This window comes from Blautia sp. OM07-19, from assembly GCF_003481595.1.
Taxonomy (GTDB): Bacteria; Bacillota; Clostridia; order Lachnospirales; family Lachnospiraceae; genus Blautia_A; species Blautia_A intestinihominis.
In genome coordinates this window covers 13,661-34,504 of sequence record NZ_QULA01000034.1, presented here as the reverse complement: position 1 = coordinate 34,504, position 20,844 = coordinate 13,661, and the positions used below count along the sequence as shown (strand labels likewise).

The window sequence follows — 20,844 nt, the reverse complement described above, 5'->3', positions numbered from 1 at the left end:
TTTGCGCATTTACAGGTTTTCATATAATTTATTTGAAGTAGCACAATAGGTTAATTTATTGACTTGCTTGTAGGCAAGTACAATTCTAACCATCCATTTTTTTCGAATTTATGTACTCTGTTGCTACTTTCTTTTAACGTAGTCATCCAAAACTCCTAACTTCTGTTGACTTCCTGATCACTTACTCATCTCCCAGTCATTTTCCTCTCCGATTTCTGTAGACCTTTAAATAACTTACTTCCTGTCAAGTCATTCAGACCTCTAAATTTTGTGGGCCTTTAGGCGATTTACTTTCCGTAAGGTCATTCTGCCTCCCGATTTCCATGAACCTTCAACTCGCTTGCTTCCTGCCTAATCATCCAGCCAGCTTTCCCTCGCACACAATCACTTACTTTGCGCGGTCAGGTGGAGGACACACCAGGAAAGCGACCACACCATTACCTCTGAACAGTACCTTAAAGCCTTTATAATTAAACAAATTCACAATTTTGTATAAAAGAAGGTACTGCAGAATCATCATATTTGATGACTTTACAGTACCTTCTTTTTTCTCATAAGTATGTGTTCATTTTGGAAGAACCAAATCTATTCAGAACTGAATAAAAAATACCTGATATGACGCGAGTCACTACTGCCACTCCCCAAAACACCGCAGTATATAACATCAAAAGAATTCCATTTGCCGGATTTGGATCTGCTTCCAATATTTCTCCCATCGGTATGACCAAACCTGCATAACCTGCCAGGATATAGCAGATAAGATAAATAAAGCAGGCACAAAAACTGATCATCCAGGAAGTTATCCAGTTTTTTCTGTTTATAGCAGAAGCGCACAATATGCTGACTCCCATCAAGAATATTCCGGCCAGCAGAAAAAACTTCACTACATAAATTGACTTTACATAGAAAAGAACACCAATCATCCACAGATATATTTTCGCTCTCAAAAGCCCGTCCAAAACAGAAATATAATTATTTTCTTTCATATTCTTAAAAATAATCCGATATGTACGGTGTCTGCTGCTCGATCGCGTCTTCGAGCATGTCGATGGTCCACTCGGCGGCTTTGATCCTGCCGATCCTTGCGAGGTATTCGGGGCGTTTGTAGCCCATCAGCATGGTAGTCATGGTTTGAATGCTGATCTCGTCCTGGCAGGGTTCCATAGTGCGGACTGCCTGGCCTTTGCCTTCTCTGGAGATGGTCAGGCAGAAATTTCCCTGGTTGCACTCCATGACCGGGTCGATCAGTTTAAATTTCCATTCACGGTCGAGGACGCTTGGCTTGAACGGATACTTCTCGATGAAGGACACAAAATCCACGATTCTTCCCATATAGTATGGCGAGATCACTTCCTTGATGCTTGCATCTTCCAGAAGAAATGCCAGAGGTTCATCCGTGTAAGTATCGCCCTCCACCTGATTAATCATGGAAAAATGTGCCGCCACGAAGTTCCATAATCCGGTTCTTGCCTCTTCATTATTAAAGATCATGTCTTTAATATGAAAAACTTCCTTCGCGATCCAGTAGATCACATATCCGTCCGGTTCATTGTTCTCATTATAATAAACGGCCGCCATGATATCGTCGGAGTCCCACAGCCAATATTCATTCCACGCCAGATCATCACGGAGGATTGCTCCATGTGTCCGCATGGCATAACGGTTATAGGCTTCCTTCAGTTCTTCGCCCTCGGTATCGACACGGCGTACATCACCCGGGACCTGATGGTTCTTCGGAAGCTGATAGTCTTTGATCTCGTAGGAGATTTTGTCTGAGATGATCTCCCATCCCTTGCGGCGGTAATATGGAATGGAATATGGATACAGATAACAGATGTCCTGTCCTCGCTCCTTCATGTTCTTGAGTGCCTGCTCAAGAAGTTTGTGCATCAGTCCCATGTTGGAGTATTCCGGATAAGTTCCTACTCCGGTCAGACCGCCCATGGCGTAAGTCCTGCCAAAGATACGTGTCTGCATAGGATAAACTGCCACCTGTGAAACAAGATTATCGTCATCAAACCATCCGATCACATCTGCCTTTTCCATGGTTGGAAATTTGGCGCGGATGATCTCACGTTCCTGCCATCCGATGGAACTCAGCTCCTGTTCCGTAACCTGGAACACATAGCGGAGAAGGGCATTGTACTGTTCCATATATTCGCTGCCTACGGGTTTCATTTTCAGGTTTTTCTTGTTATTCATGATTCCTTTCCCTTTTTCACCAATAAGTCCCATCCCTCATAAGAGAGATGGGACTACGTTTACTTAATGTTTACGAAGTGCACTAACCTCGATCAAACTTAAAACTCAGGCTCGATCAAACCGTAAGTATTGCCTTTACGTTTGTAAACCACATTCACCTGATCTGTCTCTGCATTGTAGAATACAAAGAAGTTGTGTCCCAGAAGTTCCATCTGTACACATGCATCCTCCGGATACATTGGTTTGATGCCGAATTTCTTGGTACGGATGATCTTAACCTCATCCTCTTCCTCGTAATCCTTGTCAATGTATTCCTTCTGGAAGTTTGCTGCAGCCTGCTGTTTGTCTACGATTTTATTTTTGTATTTACGAAGCTGACGCTCGATAACTTCTTCTACCAGGTCAATGGATACGTACATATCGTTGCTTACCTGTTCGGATCTGATAATATTTCCTTTTACCGGGATTGTAACCTCAATTTTCTGTCTTTCTTTCTCAACACTTAAAGTTACGATAACTTCTGTGTCAGGAGTAAAATAACGCTCCAGTTTGCCGAGCTTGTCCTCAACGGCTGTTCTGAGTCCTTGGGATACTGTGATGTTCTTTCCACTAATAATAAATTTCATAGTCCCATCCCCTTTGCTGTTTATTTTGGATGATATATATTCAACCTTCTGGTTGTCTATGTGACCATTATAACACATTCATTCGAATTTTAACACAACTTTACAAAATTTTTATAAAAAATCTGATAAATTTTTTCGGTATTTTCTATTCCACACCTGTGATACACATTTGAAGACTGCGTTTTTCTTCATGTTCCTCACTCCGTGGTTCCACAAGCTGTGCCAAAGCCTTGCCTGCCTCTACACAATACAGACCAATTCCGCTGTTCTGTGGTGCATCGCTGGTGATCTCAAGCTGATAAGTTCTTCCACTTTCCACATCTACAGAATGTTTCAGGAAAGAATACAGCGCAGTGTTTTCTTTGAGACCGTAAGTATCCCCTTCACTCTCATAGACCACTTCCCCGGACTCTTTGTCACGGAGCACGACTTTGAGGCTGTAAAGGTCAAGGTCTGTCTCTGTATATACACGGATCTTGATGTCAGAGATTTTATTTCCGGAAACGGTGAACTCCTGAATGATCGGATGATCCCGCTCCAGCATCACGACGTTTTCCATCTCCATATTCTGGCGGCTGTTGTCAAAGAAGACTGTTTTGCCCTGCAGAACGCCCATCGCACAGACAGACATCGGAAGCACAAACGCCGCTACGCCAAAGAGAAACGCCGCGCGGATCTGCCATACCAGACCTCTGGAAATGATACTGCCTTTCTTCTTATGATAACGCGGATGTCCAAAGACAACATAAAGCAAAAGCACGATCCACATCGCTGTACAGAGAAGTTCCTGGTCATGAAATCTGTAGACATCCCACATACGCACGGCAAAGTTCCTGTCCTTAAGAATATATTTCAGGATTCCGCCATTCAGAACTCTCTCATCTACCATACTCTGGCTGCAGAAAATATACATCGCCAGCATAAAGATGTTTGTGATCATCAGAAGCAGATTTCCATTCTCATTCATAAAGATATTCAGTACGAGGAACGGAGCCATCAAAAGCACCCACTGCGGATTCCATGTCGAAAATCCAAACACAGAAAAGCTCACTGCCACACAGAAAAAGACTGCCCAGGAAGCCAGAGTTTCTTCTTCCTCCACTTTTTTCTGATAAGCCCAGACCAGTACAAAGGCGGCAACTGCTGCCATCAGATTGATCCCACTGAAAAAACCCACTGTAAACGGCTTTTTGACATATTCAAGGGCACTGAAGCCAAACACATTTCTGCGGAATGCTTCTGATCCGATGTTCGGCAGGATCTCCACCATAAGCGGAATCGCCATGATGACCGCATAACGGATCAGATTTCGGATCTTTTTCTCCTTTAATAAAAGTAATGCAAGGAAATACAATGCTGCATGATATTTGAAAGTACAAGCCATTCCAAATGCCAGCGCAAACTGCCACATCCTGTTCTTCAGGAAAAAGTACAGCCCCAGCACCATAAAAAATACAGTAAAAATATCATACTGGCTGAAGATAAACTGGCTGAACACCCCCATCGGAAATACCAGAAATGCAAATTTACAGAGGAGAGATTTTTTCTCCCCGAATCCCATTTCTTTACCGATATGATAAATAAGCTGTGCGGTGATAAAATAGACGATCACCGGCAGAAGTTTGTACCACATCAGATTGACAAAACTATTTGTCAGAATCGCCTCCGGCGCATGCCCTGTCAGATAAAGCGGCAGGTTCCAGATTGCATAGGCGATAAACGTACTCGGCAGATAATTTGCCCAGTAGCCGCCGGACTGCTCATAACTTGCCTGATAAAAATCAGAAAAATGTTTATACATCAGGAAAGATCTGTTTCCTGTAAGCTTCACATCTGAATGCACACAGGTAAAAAAGAGCACTGTCAGGATCAGGATAGACACGATCCAGTCCACTTTGCACAGTTCATTGCCGTTCCAGAGCTTCATTTCTTTCCACTCTGCTCTTTTGCGGTTCAGAAAACTCTGTTTTTTTGCTGCTTTTTCTTTCATACCTTTTTGCGCTCCTCTACCTCATCCTCTTCATCTTCGTCAAAATTCAAGCGTTCTTCTTCCACGACAAGCGGTCGGTCAAGCACACGGCTGTTGATACTCAGTACATACTCACCAAGGAATCCAATAAAGAACAGCTGCAGTGCTCCAAGAAAGAACATACCGATGACCATAGGAGCAACACCGGCAGAAAAACGATCCCAGTACATCAGTTTCAACACCAGATAGACAAGTGCTGCAACCAGGCTTAAACCGCCGATGATAAATCCTGCAAATGTCGCCAGTCGCATAACAACTTTGGAATAAGAAGTAATTCCGATCATCGCATAATCGTACAGACTGTAAAAATTATTTTTACTCTTTCCGGCACGGCGTTTCGGCTGTGTATACTCGATCGCCTTGTAATCAAAGCCAAGCTCCGCAATGATCCCACGTAAATATGGCAGTGGATCATGAAGGTCACGAACCACATCTACAAACTTTTTATCGTAAAGTCCGAAACCGGTAAACTGCTCGATATGATCGATATCCGTGATCTTGTTGATCACCTTGTAATAGCAGGAACGGATCCAGTACATGCCCTTGCGCTCCTTGCTGGCACTTTTGACACCGATGACGATCTTTGTTCCCTGTTCCCATTCACGCACAAATTTCGGGATCATATCTACCGGATCCTGGAAATCTGCACACATACGCACAACACAGTCTCCATACGCCTGTTTCATTCCATAGACCGGAGAACGTGCCTGTCCGAAATTCTTGGCGTTGAAGATTGCTTTGATCTTTTTATTATTGGCACACAGTCCACGAAGCAGTGCCTGGGTGTTATCCTTGGAATGGTTGTCGATAAACAGGATCTCATAATCGTATTCACTGAGATCGCGTTCCATGACTTCCGACACCGCTTTTGCAAGAGGCACTACATTCGCCTCTTCATTATAGGTGGGAATTACCACCGAAATTTTTTTCTTCATTCTTATCTATACTCCTGTTTCCTGGCTTCTGATCCAGGCGATTGTTTCTCTGATTCCCTCTTCAAATGTATATTCCGGCACAAACCCGGTGTCACGCTGCAGAGATTCCGTATCCGCACAGAGATTCATAACCGCACCCTGTGGATATGGTCTTGCACCGATTCCTGTTTCCTCTGCCCCGGTGAGTTCTGCCATTTTGAGGATATATTCTTTGAGTGGATGAGCTTCGCCGCTTCCGATACAATATACAGCACCGTCTCTGCCTTTCTCACCGATCAGATAATAAGCTCGTCCCGCATCTTTGCTGTAAAGATAGTCCCAGCGCTGCATTGCCGGAGTGAACTCTGTCGGTTCGCCTCGAAGCATCTTGCGGAGCCCGGAAGCGATCATCGTTGTTTCTTTCTCATAAATTCCGTAAACACTGAAAATCCTCGGCCAGATACATTCCATGCCAAGCTCCCGGCAGAGCATCCCCGCCAGATGACCGGATGCCAACTTGCTCGCTCCATAAGGTGTCGAAGGATTTGTCGGACTGTCCGGTGAAATCTTGTCAATGTTCATTGGTCCATATTCCGCCTGAGAACCAGCCCCAATAAAACGTTTACAGCCAAGTGCATTTGCCACTCTCACCGCATCCAATGTATAGCTGATATTTCTGCTCTGCAGTTCTGTACTTCTGTTTCGATTCTCACCCGTATTTCCCCAGGCAATATGGTAAAAGGTATCGCAGCCCGCCGGGATCAGCTCTGGAAGGTGATCCAGAGTTTCCAAACTACAGTCTATCAGATGTATCAGACTGCTGTCCGGCAGACGGCTCTGCTTCCCGGAAGAAGACCTTATGACTGCATAGACCTCTACGTTCTGTTTTACACATTCTTCGATCAGAGCCGTACCGATCATGCTGGTGGCTCCTGTCACAATGATTTTTTTCATAATTTTCTCCATATACCGCCGGATATCCTTACTGTCTCATCTTTTCCGGAAGAGGAATGAACATGTTGGATTCCAGCTCTTCCCTGTCAAGGAACGGATACATATCTTCAAGCGGCGCGGACACCATACTTCCATCCGGAAGTTTCTTCGCAGAAGTCTTTGGTTCCGTCTTCTGATATTTCGTCACAAAAACCTCGCAGACAAAAGCTCCCTCTGCATCCAATGCCTCACTGATCGCTGCTTCAAGATCTTCGGATGCATGAACTGCTCTATACGGAAATCCATAAGCAGGCATGATCCTGGAAAGATCCGGAAAACTCAAGTCTCCGCTCTCCTCACCCACACCGACCAGCGGCGGCTTGAAATAGCTCTGCTGTGTCTGACGGATGGAATGATAACCCTGGTTGTTGATCACAAACAGTTTCACCGGCAAACGGTTCTGAAGGATCGTCTGCATCTCCTGAATATTCATCTGCAGACTGCCCTCACCTGTCACACAGACAACAGCTTTGCCTGGCTGTGCGACTGCAATTCCTGTTGCCGCCGGAAGGCAGAATCCCATCGAAGCTGTGTTTGGATTTGTGATAAAGCGCTGTCCTTTTTTGACCTGGAACGCCTGACTTCCTGCCACTCGGGAAGTTCCCACGCTGACCATGAGAGTTTCGTTTTCCTTCATGGCTTTGGAGAGCTCTCCGTAAAAAGCATAGATATTTGTGCATCCTTCTTCCAGTGTTTCATAATGCTTCTCAGTCACAACCGGATACTTTTTTTTCCAGAGGAGACACTGTTTTCTCCAGTCTTCTCCCTTAAACAACGGGTATTCTTTATCCGCACCGCGCTTCTTCGCCTCAGCGAGAAGTCCACGGATCAGTTCACCTGCATCTCCGACAACCGGAAGGCTGACATGAAGGTTCGGTTTCTTTAATTCATTTTCATCAATATCATTGAGGATCGTATAGCTTTCTCTCGCCCAGTCCTGATACTGGAAACCAGTCTGTGCAAATCCCTGACGGTTTCCAATGGAAAGCAGCACATCACTGTTCTGCAGGGCAAAATTTCCCGGGCGCGTTCCTGTTCCGCCGCTTCTTCCCACGAAGTACGGATGATCGGATTCCAGCGCATCCACACTGCTCATTCCGGTCACGACCGGCACACCAAGTACATCGACCAGTTCATGGAACTCCTCGATCGCGCCTGCAAGACGTACACCATTTCCCGGTGATAATACCGGGCGGTGGCTTTCCTCTATTTTATCAAGGATCTTCTCTATTGTTTCCTGCAGGATCTCCTGTGGTCTCTGTTCCGGATTTTCTGCAGGATCATAAGCTCGGAGACTCTCTGTCTCTATGATCGCGCCCTGCACATCCAGTGGAAGATCCAGCCAGACTGGTCCTGGTCTTCCTGTTGCTGCCATGTAGAGTGCTTTTTCCAGATGATAACGGATGTCTTCCGGATGAATGACCATATGTGCATATTTGGTGATAGAAGCGACTACAGGAACAATATTACACTCCTGAACGCCCATGCTGCGAAGCGGAAGTCCGCTCGCCGGAACTGTCGTGGCATATCTCGCCTGCCCGGAAAAAACAAGCATCGGAATAGAGTCCATCCAGGCACCCAAGACACCTGTGATCGCATTTGTCGCGCCAGGTCCTGTCGTCACGCAGACAGCTGCCATACGGTTATCCATCCTCGCATACGCTTCTGCTGCCATCGCACACGCCTGCTCATGATGCTGATAAGTGCAGTGCAACTTCGGATGATGTCCAAAAGAATCGTTCATATGCATCGCACCGCCGCCAGTCACGGTAAACACATCCCGGATGCCCCACTGTGCAATACGATCAGCTATATAATCAGATACTTTCTGCTTCATTCTGCCTACTTCCTTCCATCCCATTTGTTTTCACATACCATAAATTTACCGGATGCCTGGATCGGGATCTCATCGACATAAGTAACTTTGATCTCTGCATCTTCCCCGAGATAATGGCGGTATGCTGCCAGAACTTCATCGATATCAAGTTTTTCCTGATCCGCATTCACAAGAAGCTCATAATCCTTCTCGCCCCACTGGATGCATTTTGCCTGGTAAACAATACCCTCAAATTTCAGAAGTGTATTCATAAATACATGGATAGAAAGCGGTTCGCCCTTGGTGTTGTACATCAGAGAACCTCTTCTGCCGTAGATCTCTACATATTTACCATGCACCCTGCCCTTAGGATCCTTATACATTCTCATGATTCCCGTATCACCGGTATCATAGCGGACCATCGGGAAAGTCTTGTTATAATAGTCTGTGACAACGATTCTTCCAAGTTCTCCTTCTTCTGCCGGTTCATCAGAATCCAGTTTCAGGATCTCCGGATAAAAATTGTAAAGATCAATGGTATATTCCGGATCCTCATCCAGCTGGATCGCAATAAAACCATTCTCATTATTTCCATAAGAACGCACCGGAGAAAATCCAAACAGCTCTTTTGTCAGGTCATAAGTTTCCTGTGGAAGCGCCTCTCCCATAGAGAAAACCAGCTCCACATCCCATTTACTGATGTCTCTGTGCGTTTTTCTGAGATACTGTGTCAGTGCTGTCAGTGCACTGGAATATGTGACCAGTACCTGGATCTTCTTTTTCTCGATATCCTGGCAGATTTTTTCCAGAGAATCGTCTCCCATGTTGGAGATATCCACCATGATCAGATTATTTTTGAAAGATTTCCACTTACTGATCGTATTTTTTCCCTTTATCCACGCACGGAACTCGCCGCGCTTCATTCCCATACGGAAACCGTTCAGTTCCATACAGGAGATAAAGTTCATATTTACACGGCTCATCTTGTCGCCATCGCAGAGTACCGTAAACGGTGTTCCTGTAGAACCACTTGTACTCAGGCGGTACAGCTTTCCCTGTTCCTCGCTGTTGTCCACAAGGACCTGGTCATAATTTTCTATAAAATCACCTTTGGTCATTACCGGAAAATCCTTAAGTTCTGTCCATTCCGGATGATCTTTATAATAAGGAGAGTGTTCTTTGACATAATCCAGAAGAACATGGATCCTGCGATCCATATATTCCTCTGTCACACCCTCAACGATCTCTCGTTTGTTTACTTCTTTTAATTTTTTGAGCCTGCCGCCTTTTGCAGCGTCGAGAAGATCAAATACCACTCTTCTCAGAACTTCACCTGTCTGCATTGCTGCCTCCTTTATCTTTTCCTGCCTTTACCAGTCCCAGAATGATGACTGCTGCCACTCTGAGGCTGTTCGCCCCAAGGGACGCCCAGGCAAAACCAATCATACCATATGCTCTTGCTGCCAGCACAGAAGTCACCAGCAGAACCGCAAAATGTGCAAGCTGGATCCACAGCTGCCATTTTTCATCTGTAAATGTAAGTACCAGAATAAACAGAAATGCGGAAAATAGCCCAAGGATCTGCGCGAGATTTACCACTGTGACAAGCCCTTTGACAGAATCATAGAGGTTTCTGTAGAAAAGCCATACAAACAGCGGCGTTCCCACCTGACATGCGAGAAAGAACACAAGGCTCACACCGCCGCCCGCAAGAACTGCCTTTCCAAACTGTGAACGTGTCAGCAGTTCTTTGCGTTTCGTCAGATAGGAGATCACGATCGTATTGATCGGTGCGATCAGAAGCACCAACGTCTTTCCGATCAGAGACACAACATAATACCAGGTGACCTGCTCATTTCCAAGCACCTGTTTGATCACAAGGCGGTCCATATTCATGGTCGTATTTGTGATCAGATAAGACATTGTAAGGAAAAAACCTCTTCCCAGTGCTGTCGAAAAATACTGGCTTCTCTGAAAGAATTGATGAAAAACACTTCCCGTCAGTCCTACAAACAGAAGAGCCGCGCCCTCTCCGATCAGATAGATCCATACCCACTGACCAGTCACGTAATAAACGCCAAAACCCGCAAGATATCCGAGCCCGATCAGCAGATAATAAATAAAATATCTCTTATAATTCAGGTTAAGACGATATTCCACATCTCCATAATACCGGAATACAGTAAACATAAACAGCAGAAAAGCACCGATTGCCATAGGAATGCTTTCCAGACTGTTCCTCGACATCCAGAGTGCCACGCCGCTGCCGATCGCGCCGAACACAAGAAGGATCCAGTCATAATCGCCGTTCGTTACCGCATAATTCCTGCGTACTACAAGGCGGCTGGTGTTCAGTGCCTGACCGACAGACGGACACACGATCGCGATAAGACCTGTGATATAAAGAAGTCCGCCGAGCTGTTCCGCGCCCATCACTCTGTTCAAGAGCGGTGTGATCACGATCTGCAGCACCGCATTCATAAAGATCAGTCCACCCATGGTGTACAGGGTGTTTACTGCAATACTTTTTTTCTGTTCCTTTTTTTCCAATCTTATTCCGCCCCTCTGTCAGCCACAGATTCCCTTGTGATCCTGATATTTCTCACAACGGTTTTCTATGTATTTACGCTTTCCGGAGGCGAGCACCGGAATCTCATCTACGATCTCTACTTTGATCCTTGCTTCATCGCCAAGGTATGGGCGGATCCTGCCAAGGATCTCTTCCTGATCCATCTTTGCCGGATCTCCGTTCAACCAGATCGTATAATCCTTCACATCTTCCTGGATGAAACGATACTGCTTCACGCCTTCGATATCCCAGAGATTGTTTGTGATGATGTAAGGTGTCACGGCATTGCCTTTGCAGTCGTAGATCAGATCACTTCTGCGTCCGTAAAGCTCGGACAGATAAAGCTTGAAGCGACCATTCTTTTCCTTGCGGACTGCCACCGCAGTATCTCCATTGTCATAACGGAGGATCGGAAATGCATAATTAAAAAGATCCGTGATCACGATACGTCCCAGCTCTCCCGGTTCCGCAGGCTCATCAGAATCCATCTTGAGGATCTCGTAATAATAGGTTTCTGTATCAATACGGTATCCCTCATCTTTCTCATTCTGAAGTCCCATGATTCCGTTTTCTTCGTTGGAATACCAGGCTCTTACCGGGCAGCCGAACTGTTTTTCCAGAGTTCTGCGGACCGGTTCCGGCATTGTCTCAGAGATCGGGATGATCGCCCGGACGCTGCAATTGCTGCAGTCTTTGCCGGATTTACGGATATAGTCGCTCAGTTCTCCCAGCGCAGAAGAATAACCGACCAGGCATTTTACTTTTTTCTTCTCGATCGTATGGAACATCTCTGCCAGTGCCTGTTCATCCATGCGGGAACTGTCCATCATGATCATATTTTCCTGGATAAGCTGAAATTTACTCTTTTTGACATTATTTACCCAGACGCGGATAAAAGCTTCCTTCATTCCGATGTAGTAGCCAGCCGCGGCTCCCAGGAAAATGCCGCCTGCTGTGTTATGGCGGATCTTGTCTCTGTTCTGGATCATGCGGAGCGGAGTTCCCGTGGAACCACTGGTGCACATCACACGGTTATCCGGTGCATCCTTGTATGTGGAAGATATGAAACGGTCATACTGCTGACGGAACGTATCTTTGTTTACCACCGGAAGGTCCTTCAGTGAAATATCTTCCGGATAATCTTTGTAAAAATCTGTTGTTTTTACTGCATGGGCGATCAGATCCTGAATCCTTTTTTCTGTTTCTTCAACAGAACTGCCTTCCTTCCAGGCGTAACGGATCTGGTCATAATATTCCCGGATCTTGCCACCCTTTGTCTTATCCAGCATCCAGAAGCCCATCCAGCGAAGTCTTTCATCTAAAATCATATTTTATTCTCCTCAGTTCAGAGCTTCTTTGATCGCATCTGCCATTGCAGAAAGCATCTCATCTGTCATTCCCGGATAAACACCGATCCAGAAAGTATCTTTCATGATGCGGTCTGTATTTTCAAGGCTTCCGGCAATACGATATCCCTTACCAGTAGCACGCATCTGGTCAAAGCACGGATGTTTTGTCAGGTTTCCGGCAAACAGCATACGCGTCTGAACACCTTTGGATTCAATCTCCTGAACCAGTTTATTTCTGTCCACGCCTTCCCTGCAGGTGATGAGGAAACCAAACCAGCTCGGTCTGGAGTTTTCACACGCTGTCGGAAGAATCAGTTTATCCTCGGTTCCTTTGAGTGCTTCTTTCAGGTAGTTGAAGTTATGGATTCTTCGTTCTACGAAAGACGGGAATTTCTTAAGCTGCGCGCAGCCTACAGCAGCCTGCATATCGGTCGCCTTAAGGTTGTATCCGAAATGAGAATATACATATTTGTGATCATATCCTACCGGAAGTTCTCCATACTGACGGTCAAAACGATGTCCACACAGATTGTCCTGTCCCGGTGCACAGATGCAGTCTCTTCCCCAGTCTCTTAAGGATCTTGCGATCTTATTCAAAAGAGAATTATTGGTATAGACAGCACCGCCTTCGCCCATCGTCATATGATGCGGCGGATAGAAACTGGAAGTTCCGATATCACCGATCGTTCCGGTCAGTTTCTCCTCTCCGTTGATAGTATAAACAGAGCCCAGTGCGTCACAGTTGTCCTCGATCAGCCAGAGGTTGTGACGGTCGCAGAAGTCTTTGACTGCCTTAAGGTCAAATGGATTTCCAAGAGTATGAGCCAGCATGACCGCCTTGGTCTTTGAAGAATATGCACCCTCCAGAAGCTGCGGATCGATGTTGTACTGCGGGATCGCCACATCAACAAAAACAGGAACAGCTCCGTACTGGATGATCGGTGCTACTGTTGTCGGGAATCCTGCTGCGACGGTGATGACTTCGTCTCCCGGAAGGATCTGACGTTCCTTAAGGAGCGGGGAAGTCAGTGTCATAAATGCGAGCAGGTTCGCAGAAGAACCGGAATTTACAAGGGAACAGTATCTTACTCCCAGGTATTTCGCAAATTCGTGTTCAAATTCACTGGTGTAACGTCCGGCTGTCAGCCAGAATTCCAGAGAACTGTCCACAAGATTTACCATTTCTTCTGAATCATAAACACGGGACGCATATGGAATACGGTCGCCCTTTTCGTATGGTTTTTTGTTATTATGGTATTTTTCGCAGTATTCTTTTGTCAGCTTGAGGATCTCTTCTCTCGCCTGCTGTTCTGTCATTTCTTCAAACATAATTTTCTCCCTTATCATCGTTTTGTAAAGTATCTGAATTCCTCATTATAAAAGGAAAATCTGTTGTTTAATTTATAAGTATCGCAGAACCACTGGTATGTCTCCGGATCATTTCTCTGCCAGATTCCCAGTGAAGATTTGTTTGTAAAAACTGCCGGTGCATCCTCTGTTTCAAGCTGTTCTTTCAGTTCTTTCAGAGAATCCGGGCGAACTGCCATGTCGCTGAAGTCCATGGTAAAACACTGTGTGCTCCAGTGGAGCATGCTGTAGACTTCTGCCACATTCAGACCGAATGCATGCGTATTTGCAGGCACAACGGCTGCCACCTGCTGTGCAAAATCTTCAAACTCTGCCGTGTTGTGGAAGTTTTCTTTGATCTGACTGTTCTGTGAAAACTGCAGTACATTTCCCGTTCCCATTGCCAGTACAGAGGCCGCACAGATAAGTCCGATCCCTCCCCGCATAGCTTCATAAAAAGTACTGCGGGCGATATTTTCCCAGCCATTTTTTCTTACAAAATCCATTCCGTACTGGGCAAGATAAGCCGCCAGAAGAACGGCTGAAAGGCTGATACAGTCCAGGTTATGGTAGGATGGACGGTTCATATAATAAACAAGGCATCCCAGTGCACCGACACTGAGAAGAAAGACCAGATCTGTCTCCCAGCGGCGTTTTTCTTTGTCTCCAAACCAGCCTGCGATTCCCATTGCAACGCCAGTCAGAAACAGTGTGATCACTGCCATATATGCACTTGGATACGTTGGCAGATCGAGATGAAGTGTATCTGTCATGTATCCGTCAGAAAGCAGCGGAATCAAAAAGTCTCTCACCGAATTCATCGGACTGTGTTTGGAAAGATTATAAAGATTTACGATCCCATAAGCGCCCGCAAAAGCAAAGATCATGCCTGCACATTGCGCTCCGACAGAAAAAAACAGTTCCCGGATCTTCCATTTTTTTCTGGAAAGCAGTCTTGAAATATAAAGTCCTGCCCATGATACTGTGAGAAGAAGCCCTGTCTCTGTATTCCACAAGATTGCGAGCATACAGAGCAGATATCCACCTGCCGCAGTCCAGAGATTACTCCATTTTTTCTTAAGGATCACTGTTCCATAAAGAAGGAACAGCATAGGAAAGATCACTCTGTGCGGCCACACCTGCCAGTAGTATCCACCGCGCATTCCAAGCACCGGAAATGTCAACGCAAGTGCCGCAAGGATACGCAGAACTCTGCTTCTGACAAGCATCTGCAGCACCAGAAATGCACAGATATAAGCCAGTGTTCCGATGCCTGCGATCATCAGTACAAATGCACGGAAATCACCATGGACCAGTTTCATCGGAATCTTGAAAAACAGCCCGTAATGGCCATAAATACTTGTCACATTGTGTGTATACGGCATTCCCTGATATACATTATAAACAGAGTTAAAATATGCATGTGCATGATAATTATCACCCTGTTCGCCTCTTCCGTAAATGTTCGGCGTATACATGCAGTAAAAGATCAGAACCACAAGTGCCGCATAGGTAAGCCAGACGATCCATTCGCCTTTTTTCTCCTTAAGAGAAAGGTTCTCGTACATCCAGAAAAACACTGCAAGTTCTGCCAGAAACAGAAGGATCATCACTGCAAGCGGCTGTGTGTGCCAACCATATTTCATAGAAACTGTTCCTACCTGTTCAGTCTCTCTTGACACGCATACGGTCCAGAATGGAAGCTGTGATGCCAGAAGGATCACCAGCGAAGCTTTCTTAAATGCAGTACTTTCCAACAAACCCGGACCATCTGTCCAACATCCGGTCAGTGCCATTACACCAAGGAACAAGATGCAGAACAAAACCAGCGTCATTCCATAGATAAGAATGTTGTTATTTCCAAGTGCACTGATCCGGTCAGAAAGCCCCGGAATCAGAAAACACCCCAGAAAAAAGCATGCTGTCAGAAGCCACGCTGCCAGTCCGCAGACAATTTCCCGATTCTTTTTCATATATTTATTTTTCCTTTTCTATACATTCTGTTTCAGGTATGTTACTGTTCACTCTGTTCACAGTAACTTGGTCAAAATGCATTCCAAATCACCTTCGGTGATGGCATTTTGCCCCGTATGTCTCGGGATTTTGCCATCTTCATGGCAAAACACCTCGCGGGATATTATCTGTGAACAGTGGCACAAGATATTCCCTGATCTGACGATCTGTAAATGCAGCCATATCCGCTCCGTCAAGCCATGCCTGATACCATTCTACGGTATGGGCGATCGCTTCTTTTACCTGCCAGTGCGGTTTCCATCCGAAGGTACTGCGGATTTTGGAGCAGTCAAGTTTCAGGAAGTTCGCCTCGTGAGGACCTCCCTGATAGAGATTCTCCCAGGCAGCCTCGTCACCCCAGGATGCGCAGAAAAGATCTGCCAGTTCGCCTGTTGTGATACAGTCGTCATCGCCAGGTCCTACATTGTAAGCTCCTGCTTTTGATGCATCTTCGTACTGGCTTCCGGCGAGCATCAGGTATGCGCCCAGCGGCTCCAGTACATGCTGGTATGGGCGGGTGGAATGTGGATTCCGGACGGCAATCTTCTGTCCCTTTGAAACTGCTCTTACGCAGTCCGGAACAATACGATCTGCCGCAAAATCACCACCACCGATCACATTGCCGGCACGTGCTGTGGACACTGCGATCCCGAGCTCATTGAGAAAAGATTTCTCATAGCTGTGCGTTACCAGTTCGGAGCAGGATTTGCTGTTAGAATACGGATCATAACCGTCCAGTTCATCTGTTTCGCGGTAGCCCCACTCCCACTCATTATTTCGGTATACCTTATCTGTCGTCACGTTCAGGAAAGATTTTACGCTCCTGCACTGTCTCACTGCTTCCAGAATGTTGACCGTTCCCATGACATTTGTCTCATACGTATAAACAGGATTTTTGTAGGATTCTCTCACGATCGGCTGTGCCGCCAGATGCAGTACGATCTCCGGCTGTGCCTCTGCAAAAACCTGATGCAGTTTCTCCAAGTCGCGGATATCTCCTGTGACAGAACGCATCCTGGATTCTATATCCAGAAGATGAAACAGATCCGGTTCTGTCGGTGATTCCAGCGCATAGCCTGTAACCTCTGCTCCCAGGTTCAGAAGCCAACGGCAGAGCCAGGAGCCCTTGAAACCAGTGTGTCCGGTTACAAGAACTTTCTTTCCTTTATAAAAGTTAAAATCAAATGTATTACTCATCTATTTCTCCTTTTGCTCAAGCATAATGCCTGCAATTCAGGCATAGATAAAGTTACTGTTCACTCCATTCACAGTAACTTGGTCAAAATGCATTCCACATCACCTTCGGTGATAGCATTTTGCCCCGTATGTCTCGGGATTTTGCCATATTTATGGCAAAACACCTCGCGGAATATTACCTGCGAACAGTAATTAAACAATTTTATTATACTCGCATTCATTTGTAAAGTCACTTGTTTTTGCCGGATTTCCGATATATCCCTTTAGAGAATAAATAATTCCTGTTCACAGTAACGATAAATATTAAAAAGGTCCCCGGAACATTCCTGTTCAGAAGACCTTTGTGGAATTTATGGTAATCTTATTTACAGAATAAATTTACGGATGATCTCGGCAACTCCGTCGTGATTGTTGTCGTGCTCCGTCACATAATCGCCGTATTCCTGAATTCCCGGAAATGCGTTGCACATTACTGCGCCAACATGGGCTGCCTGAAGCATTTCGATATCGTTCTGTGCATCTCCTGCAGACACGGAATTCTCGATCGGGATTCCCAGATGATCGCACATCCAGCGAACTGCTTCCCCCTTGGAGACAGCCTTTGGCACGATCTCAAGATAAGTTGCATTTGAGAAAAAGCTTCTCACGGTATCGGAATATTTAGAAAGAACTTCTTTCTGGAATGCTTCACTTTTGCTTCTGTCATTGTCAATTGCCAGAAGTTTATATGGATCCTGAATGATTGCATCCCTTGCGTTTTTTACGATTTTATATGGTAAGTTCTGTACTTTCGCGTATTGCTGAAGCAGTTCATTGTTCTCTACCGTCAGAATCGCTTCATCTGAATATGCCTGCATATACAGATTTCTTTCTACTGCTTTCTCAAAAATCTCAACTGCTGTATCCTGTGAAAAAGTTACACCATGAATTGTTTCTCTGTGGTAAGGATCGTAAATCTGTCCGCCGTTAAAAGCGATTACATAACAGCCCTCTCCTGTCAGTCCGACGTGTTCTGCAATCTGCAGTCCGCTGGCAAGAGCACGTCCTGTTGTCACAACGATCTTGTGTCCTTTTGCCAGTGCCTCGTCCACTGCTGCCCTGTTTCCCGGGGTGATCTCCTTCTTGTCATTCAACAAAGTTCCATCCAGGTCTGTGAATAAAATCCTGGTATCAACTGCCATCTTTTCTCTTCCTCCATCTGTATATATTTGCCCTTTATATCCAAATATATAATATCTTCCTTCGTCTTCGCAAGAGTTACTTTTTATCTGGTTCCAGATATTTTCTGATTTCTTCTTCCTCCAGATGTTCCCCGATCACGATGATAACTTTCTGTCCAGCTTCGATCGGACGCAGGGTGATCTCGTGATGTGTGGCATTCAATTCTGTCCACGATCCATCTGTTTCCTGTGTAAATCCCTTGATACGAAAAACAGAGCCACAGGCAGGATCTTCCATAATTTTCTGCGCTGCTTCGCGCAGATCTTCTTTTGAGATTTCCAGATCCATGAAATACTTAGACTGAAAAACATCGTCATCATCCAGGTTCATTTTCTCGTAATCTTCAGCAATGTATCCGCTGTTCATGATGCGCTCAAAATCTTCATTTTCAAACTGTTCCCAGTCTTTTTTTATGATCTCATCTTCCTTCAGTCTTCGCTTGCAGTGTACCGTTTCCAGTGCGCGGTTCAGGTGATCGATCGTGTTCTGGATCGTTTCTCCAGAAGCCTCCTGTGTCTTGCTGAGGACAATACAGCCTGCATCTGCGACCTCGGAAGCCAGGATATAATCTGCCTCCTCTGACATTTTTTTATCCAGTCCCACATCAACAACAGCGATCACATTTCCGATCTGATACCAGCGATCCAACGGTTCTTCGTGCAGTGCATCAAAAAACTCATCCATATCAAAAATCCCTGACGGCTCGATCAGAACGCGGTCATATCCGCACATTCCCATCGCGATCAGCTTGGTCTTGAAACGTCTTCTGTGGCAGTCTTTGTCGCATCCTCCGGCTACCATTTCAAGCTCACACTGTTCGCTTTCCAGTTCCCGAAGCAGCATCATATCTACATTTACCGCGCCGAAATCATTCTCCAGAATTCCGATATTGTAACCCTGATCCATCAGATAACGGGCATATTTTTTTATGAAAGTTGTCTTTCCTGATCCGAGAAATCCTGTGATCAGATCTACTTTAACCATGTAATTTCCTCCTGTATGTTCTGTGCAAATATATGATGTCCTTTTTCTGAAAAATGTACTCCATCGTATACGACTGGGATGTCCCATTTACCAGCGTCCGTAAAGCCGATTCCCAGGCGTTCTGCGACTTTTTTGTATTCTTCGCCAAGTTGTCTTGATTCCTGATACAGCCGTTCTTCATCTACCCAGGCACCGTATTCCATCCGGGCTGGTGCAATCAAATAGAGTGTGATCTTTCCACTGGAAACCGCCGGTTCTGCCATGAGTTTTTTCAGAAAAGTCTCCATTCTCTGTGCCGTATCTTTCGCTGTAAACTGCTGTTCCTGCAGAAGATCGTTCGTTCCAAGCATGATCCACATCCATACGGGAGCATCCTTATCCTGCCAGTCCTTTAACTGTTCGCAGGCAAAACGGATCTGGCTTCCTGTGTGCGGAATACACCTTCCACAGATGCCGTGATTCTCGATCTTCCACTTCGTTTCGCTCTCCAGGATACCTGTCCAGCGGTTTTGTTCTGGATACTGGTCCCCCATCAATGTACACGGATCATAGCCGTATGTATTGGAATCTCCATAACAGATGATCGTTCCTGCCATCGTTTTTCCTCCGTTTCTATCCACAGTTTCTGTTCATTTAACTCCTGCCATAAGCCATGCGAGCAGTCCATATTCTACAACAAGGATCAGAGGTACTCCTACAGAAAATTTCTTCTTTCTTGTCTTATGATGAAAGGTTTTCATTCCTGCCCACGCACCAAAACTTCCACCCAGAAGCGCAACCCCGATCAGAGTACTTTCCGGGATTCTCCATGCCCCACGTTTGGCTTTTTCCTTGTCAATTCCATACATCATGAATGCCACTATATTTATCGTTATCAGATACCAGCTGAAATATTTCATTAAATCCATATGTTTCGTTTCCTCCCTGTACTATTTTATATGAACTGTCCTCCCAGTTCTTTCAGTCTCTGCTTCCGCTCCTGATAATCCGGCATTTCCTGCTCCACAATCGCCCAGAACTTCGAAGAATGGTTCATCTCTTTTCGGTGTGCCAATTCATGAACCACCACATAATCCAGAATCTCCGGCGGCATCAGGACCAGTCTCCAGTTAAAGTTCAGATTTCCGGCCGAACTGCAGCTTCCCCACCGGGTTTTCTGCTCTCGGATCGTGATTCTGCCATAGTTTACTCCCATCCGTGCCGCAAAATATGCCGTTCTTTCCGGGAATATTTTAAGGGCTTTCTGAACACCGTCTCTTCGTTCTTCATCTGTGATCACATGACGAGTCTCCCGGTAATCTTCAAGCTTTTTCTGCTGCTTCAAGATCCAGTCTTCGTGATCTTTTACAAATCTGACAACCCTGTATTTCGCCAGTCGCTGCGGCGCACGCACGATCACTCTGCCATCTGGTTTTACCTGCAAAGATATGGTTTTACGGTCTGAACGGATCAGTTCATATGTTATCGTATCTATCGTTTTACCCTCCGTAATACAAAAAAAGTTCCACAGTATCATCATTTTCACCGTAATGATACCATGAAACTTATTTTGCGTAAAGAACAGCGGCGCGGATTGCGAATATC

General features: G+C 45.6%; 18 protein-coding genes. All 18 read right to left on the bottom strand.

Going from position 1 to position 20,844, the window contains the following annotated elements:
* Window positions 1-551: 551 nt before the first annotated feature.
* On the bottom strand, window positions 552-986 hold the full coding sequence (locus DXC01_RS16905) for a hypothetical protein (RefSeq protein ID WP_118699425.1): 435 nt from the start codon (window positions 984-986) through the stop codon (window positions 552-554).
* Between the two features lie 4 nt (window positions 987-990).
* On the bottom strand, window positions 991-2,202 hold the full coding sequence (locus DXC01_RS16900) for a GNAT family N-acetyltransferase (RefSeq protein ID WP_118699426.1): 1,212 nt from the start codon (window positions 2,200-2,202) through the stop codon (window positions 991-993).
* Between the two features lie 98 nt (window positions 2,203-2,300).
* Window positions 2,301-2,828, bottom strand: a complete 528-nt coding sequence (gene hpf, locus DXC01_RS16895) for a ribosome hibernation-promoting factor, HPF/YfiA family (protein WP_022214434.1) — start codon at window positions 2,826-2,828, stop codon at window positions 2,301-2,303.
* Between the two features lie 145 nt (window positions 2,829-2,973).
* On the bottom strand, window positions 2,974-4,818 hold the full coding sequence (locus DXC01_RS16890; RefSeq protein WP_118699424.1) for a glycosyltransferase 87 family protein: 1,845 nt from the start codon (window positions 4,816-4,818) through the stop codon (window positions 2,974-2,976).
* A complete protein-coding gene (locus DXC01_RS16885; RefSeq protein ID WP_022214432.1) occupies window positions 4,815-5,792 on the bottom strand; it encodes a glycosyltransferase family 2 protein in 978 nt (325 codons plus the stop codon). Before DXC01_RS16885 ends, DXC01_RS16890 begins: the two co-directional genes overlap by 4 nt.
* 6 nt (window positions 5,793-5,798) lie before the next feature.
* A complete protein-coding gene (locus DXC01_RS16880; protein ID WP_158583647.1) occupies window positions 5,799-6,725 on the bottom strand; it encodes an NAD-dependent epimerase/dehydratase family protein in 927 nt (308 codons plus the stop codon).
* Between the two features lie 28 nt (window positions 6,726-6,753).
* A complete protein-coding gene (locus DXC01_RS16875) occupies window positions 6,754-8,601 on the bottom strand; it encodes a thiamine pyrophosphate-binding protein (protein WP_118699422.1) in 1,848 nt (615 codons plus the stop codon).
* Between the two features lie 5 nt (window positions 8,602-8,606).
* On the bottom strand, window positions 8,607-9,923 hold the full coding sequence (locus DXC01_RS16870; protein WP_022214429.1) for a phenylacetate--CoA ligase family protein: 1,317 nt from the start codon (window positions 9,921-9,923) through the stop codon (window positions 8,607-8,609).
* Entirely contained in the window at window positions 9,910-11,130 is a 1,221-nt protein-coding gene (locus DXC01_RS16865; RefSeq protein ID WP_118252192.1) for a lipopolysaccharide biosynthesis protein, read from the bottom strand. The genes DXC01_RS16870 and DXC01_RS16865 overlap by 14 nt, the downstream gene beginning before the upstream one ends.
* Window positions 11,131-11,148: 18 nt before the next feature.
* Window positions 11,149-12,477: a phenylacetate--CoA ligase family protein gene (locus DXC01_RS16860; RefSeq protein ID WP_118699421.1), complete on the bottom strand. Its 1,329-nt coding sequence runs from the start codon at window positions 12,475-12,477 to the stop codon at window positions 11,149-11,151.
* Between the two features lie 12 nt (window positions 12,478-12,489).
* Window positions 12,490-13,827 (bottom strand): lipopolysaccharide biosynthesis protein RfbH, encoded by a 1,338-nt coding sequence (gene rfbH, locus DXC01_RS16855; protein ID WP_118699420.1) that lies wholly within the window; start codon window positions 13,825-13,827, stop codon window positions 12,490-12,492.
* 14 nt (window positions 13,828-13,841) lie between these two features.
* A complete protein-coding gene (locus DXC01_RS16850) occupies window positions 13,842-15,818 on the bottom strand; it encodes a hypothetical protein (protein ID WP_118699419.1) in 1,977 nt (658 codons plus the stop codon).
* A 139-nt stretch (window positions 15,819-15,957) separates the two neighbouring features.
* Window positions 15,958-17,055 carry a CDP-glucose 4,6-dehydratase gene (gene rfbG / locus DXC01_RS16845; protein ID WP_118699418.1) on the bottom strand — a complete coding sequence of 366 codons (1,098 nt, stop codon included), beginning with the start codon at window positions 17,053-17,055 and terminating at the stop codon, window positions 15,958-15,960.
* Between the two features lie 365 nt (window positions 17,056-17,420).
* A complete protein-coding gene (locus DXC01_RS16840) occupies window positions 17,421-18,236 on the bottom strand; it encodes a Cof-type HAD-IIB family hydrolase (RefSeq protein ID WP_118699417.1) in 816 nt (271 codons plus the stop codon).
* Window positions 18,237-18,312: 76 nt separating this feature from the next.
* Complete coding sequence (locus tag DXC01_RS16835) at window positions 18,313-19,260, bottom strand: GTP-binding protein (protein ID WP_022214422.1); 948 nt, start codon at window positions 19,258-19,260, stop codon at window positions 18,313-18,315.
* Window positions 19,248-19,856: a GDSL-type esterase/lipase family protein gene (locus DXC01_RS16830; protein WP_022214421.1), complete on the bottom strand. Its 609-nt coding sequence runs from the start codon at window positions 19,854-19,856 to the stop codon at window positions 19,248-19,250. The genes DXC01_RS16835 and DXC01_RS16830 overlap by 13 nt, the downstream gene beginning before the upstream one ends.
* A 33-nt stretch (window positions 19,857-19,889) precedes the next feature.
* Window positions 19,890-20,168, bottom strand: coding sequence for a DUF1294 domain-containing protein (locus DXC01_RS16825; protein ID WP_319638501.1), 279 nt, complete (start codon window positions 20,166-20,168; stop codon window positions 19,890-19,892).
* Window positions 20,169-20,194: 26 nt separating this feature from the next.
* The gene (locus DXC01_RS16820; protein ID WP_330417631.1) at window positions 20,195-20,779 is read right to left on the bottom strand and encodes a M48 family metallopeptidase; all 585 of its coding nucleotides are present in this window, start codon (window positions 20,777-20,779) and stop codon (window positions 20,195-20,197) included.
* Window positions 20,780-20,844: the final 65 nt, after the last annotated feature.

Coding starts and splice junctions, on each gene's coding strand:
- rfbH (WP_118699420.1), bottom strand. CDS start 13,827: ATGTTTGAAGAAATGACAGAACAGCAGGCGAGAGAAGAGATCCTCAAG.
- DXC01_RS16835 (WP_022214422.1), bottom strand. CDS start 19,260: ATGGTTAAAGTAGATCTGATCACAGGATTTCTCGGATCAGGAAAGACA.
- DXC01_RS16825 (WP_319638501.1), bottom strand. CDS start 20,168: ATGGATTTAATGAAATATTTCAGCTGGTATCTGATAACGATAAATATA.
- rfbG (WP_118699418.1), bottom strand. CDS start 17,055: ATGAGTAATACATTTGATTTTAACTTTTATAAAGGAAAGAAAGTTCTT.
- DXC01_RS16830 (WP_022214421.1), bottom strand. CDS start 19,856: ATGGCAGGAACGATCATCTGTTATGGAGATTCCAATACATACGGCTAT.
- hpf (WP_022214434.1), bottom strand. CDS start 2,828: ATGAAATTTATTATTAGTGGAAAGAACATCACAGTATCCCAAGGACTC.
- DXC01_RS16875 (WP_118699422.1), bottom strand. CDS start 8,601: ATGAAGCAGAAAGTATCTGATTATATAGCTGATCGTATTGCACAGTGG.
- DXC01_RS16890 (WP_118699424.1), bottom strand. CDS start 4,818: ATGAAAGAAAAAGCAGCAAAAAAACAGAGTTTTCTGAACCGCAAAAGA.
- DXC01_RS16885 (WP_022214432.1), bottom strand. CDS start 5,792: ATGAAGAAAAAAATTTCGGTGGTAATTCCCACCTATAATGAAGAGGCG.
- DXC01_RS16820 (WP_330417631.1), bottom strand. CDS start 20,779: ATGATGATACTGTGGAACTTTTTTTGTATTACGGAGGGTAAAACGATA.
- DXC01_RS16905 (WP_118699425.1), bottom strand. CDS start 986: ATGAAAGAAAATAATTATATTTCTGTTTTGGACGGGCTTTTGAGAGCG.
- DXC01_RS16900 (WP_118699426.1), bottom strand. CDS start 2,202: ATGAATAACAAGAAAAACCTGAAAATGAAACCCGTAGGCAGCGAATAT.
- DXC01_RS16860 (WP_118699421.1), bottom strand. CDS start 12,477: ATGATTTTAGATGAAAGACTTCGCTGGATGGGCTTCTGGATGCTGGAT.
- DXC01_RS16880 (WP_158583647.1), bottom strand. CDS start 6,725: ATGAAAAAAATCATTGTGACAGGAGCCACCAGCATGATCGGTACGGCT.
- DXC01_RS16850 (WP_118699419.1), bottom strand. CDS start 15,818: ATGAAAAAGAATCGGGAAATTGTCTGCGGACTGGCAGCGTGGCTTCTG.
- DXC01_RS16870 (WP_022214429.1), bottom strand. CDS start 9,923: ATGCAGACAGGTGAAGTTCTGAGAAGAGTGGTATTTGATCTTCTCGAC.
- DXC01_RS16840 (WP_118699417.1), bottom strand. CDS start 18,236: ATGGCAGTTGATACCAGGATTTTATTCACAGACCTGGATGGAACTTTG.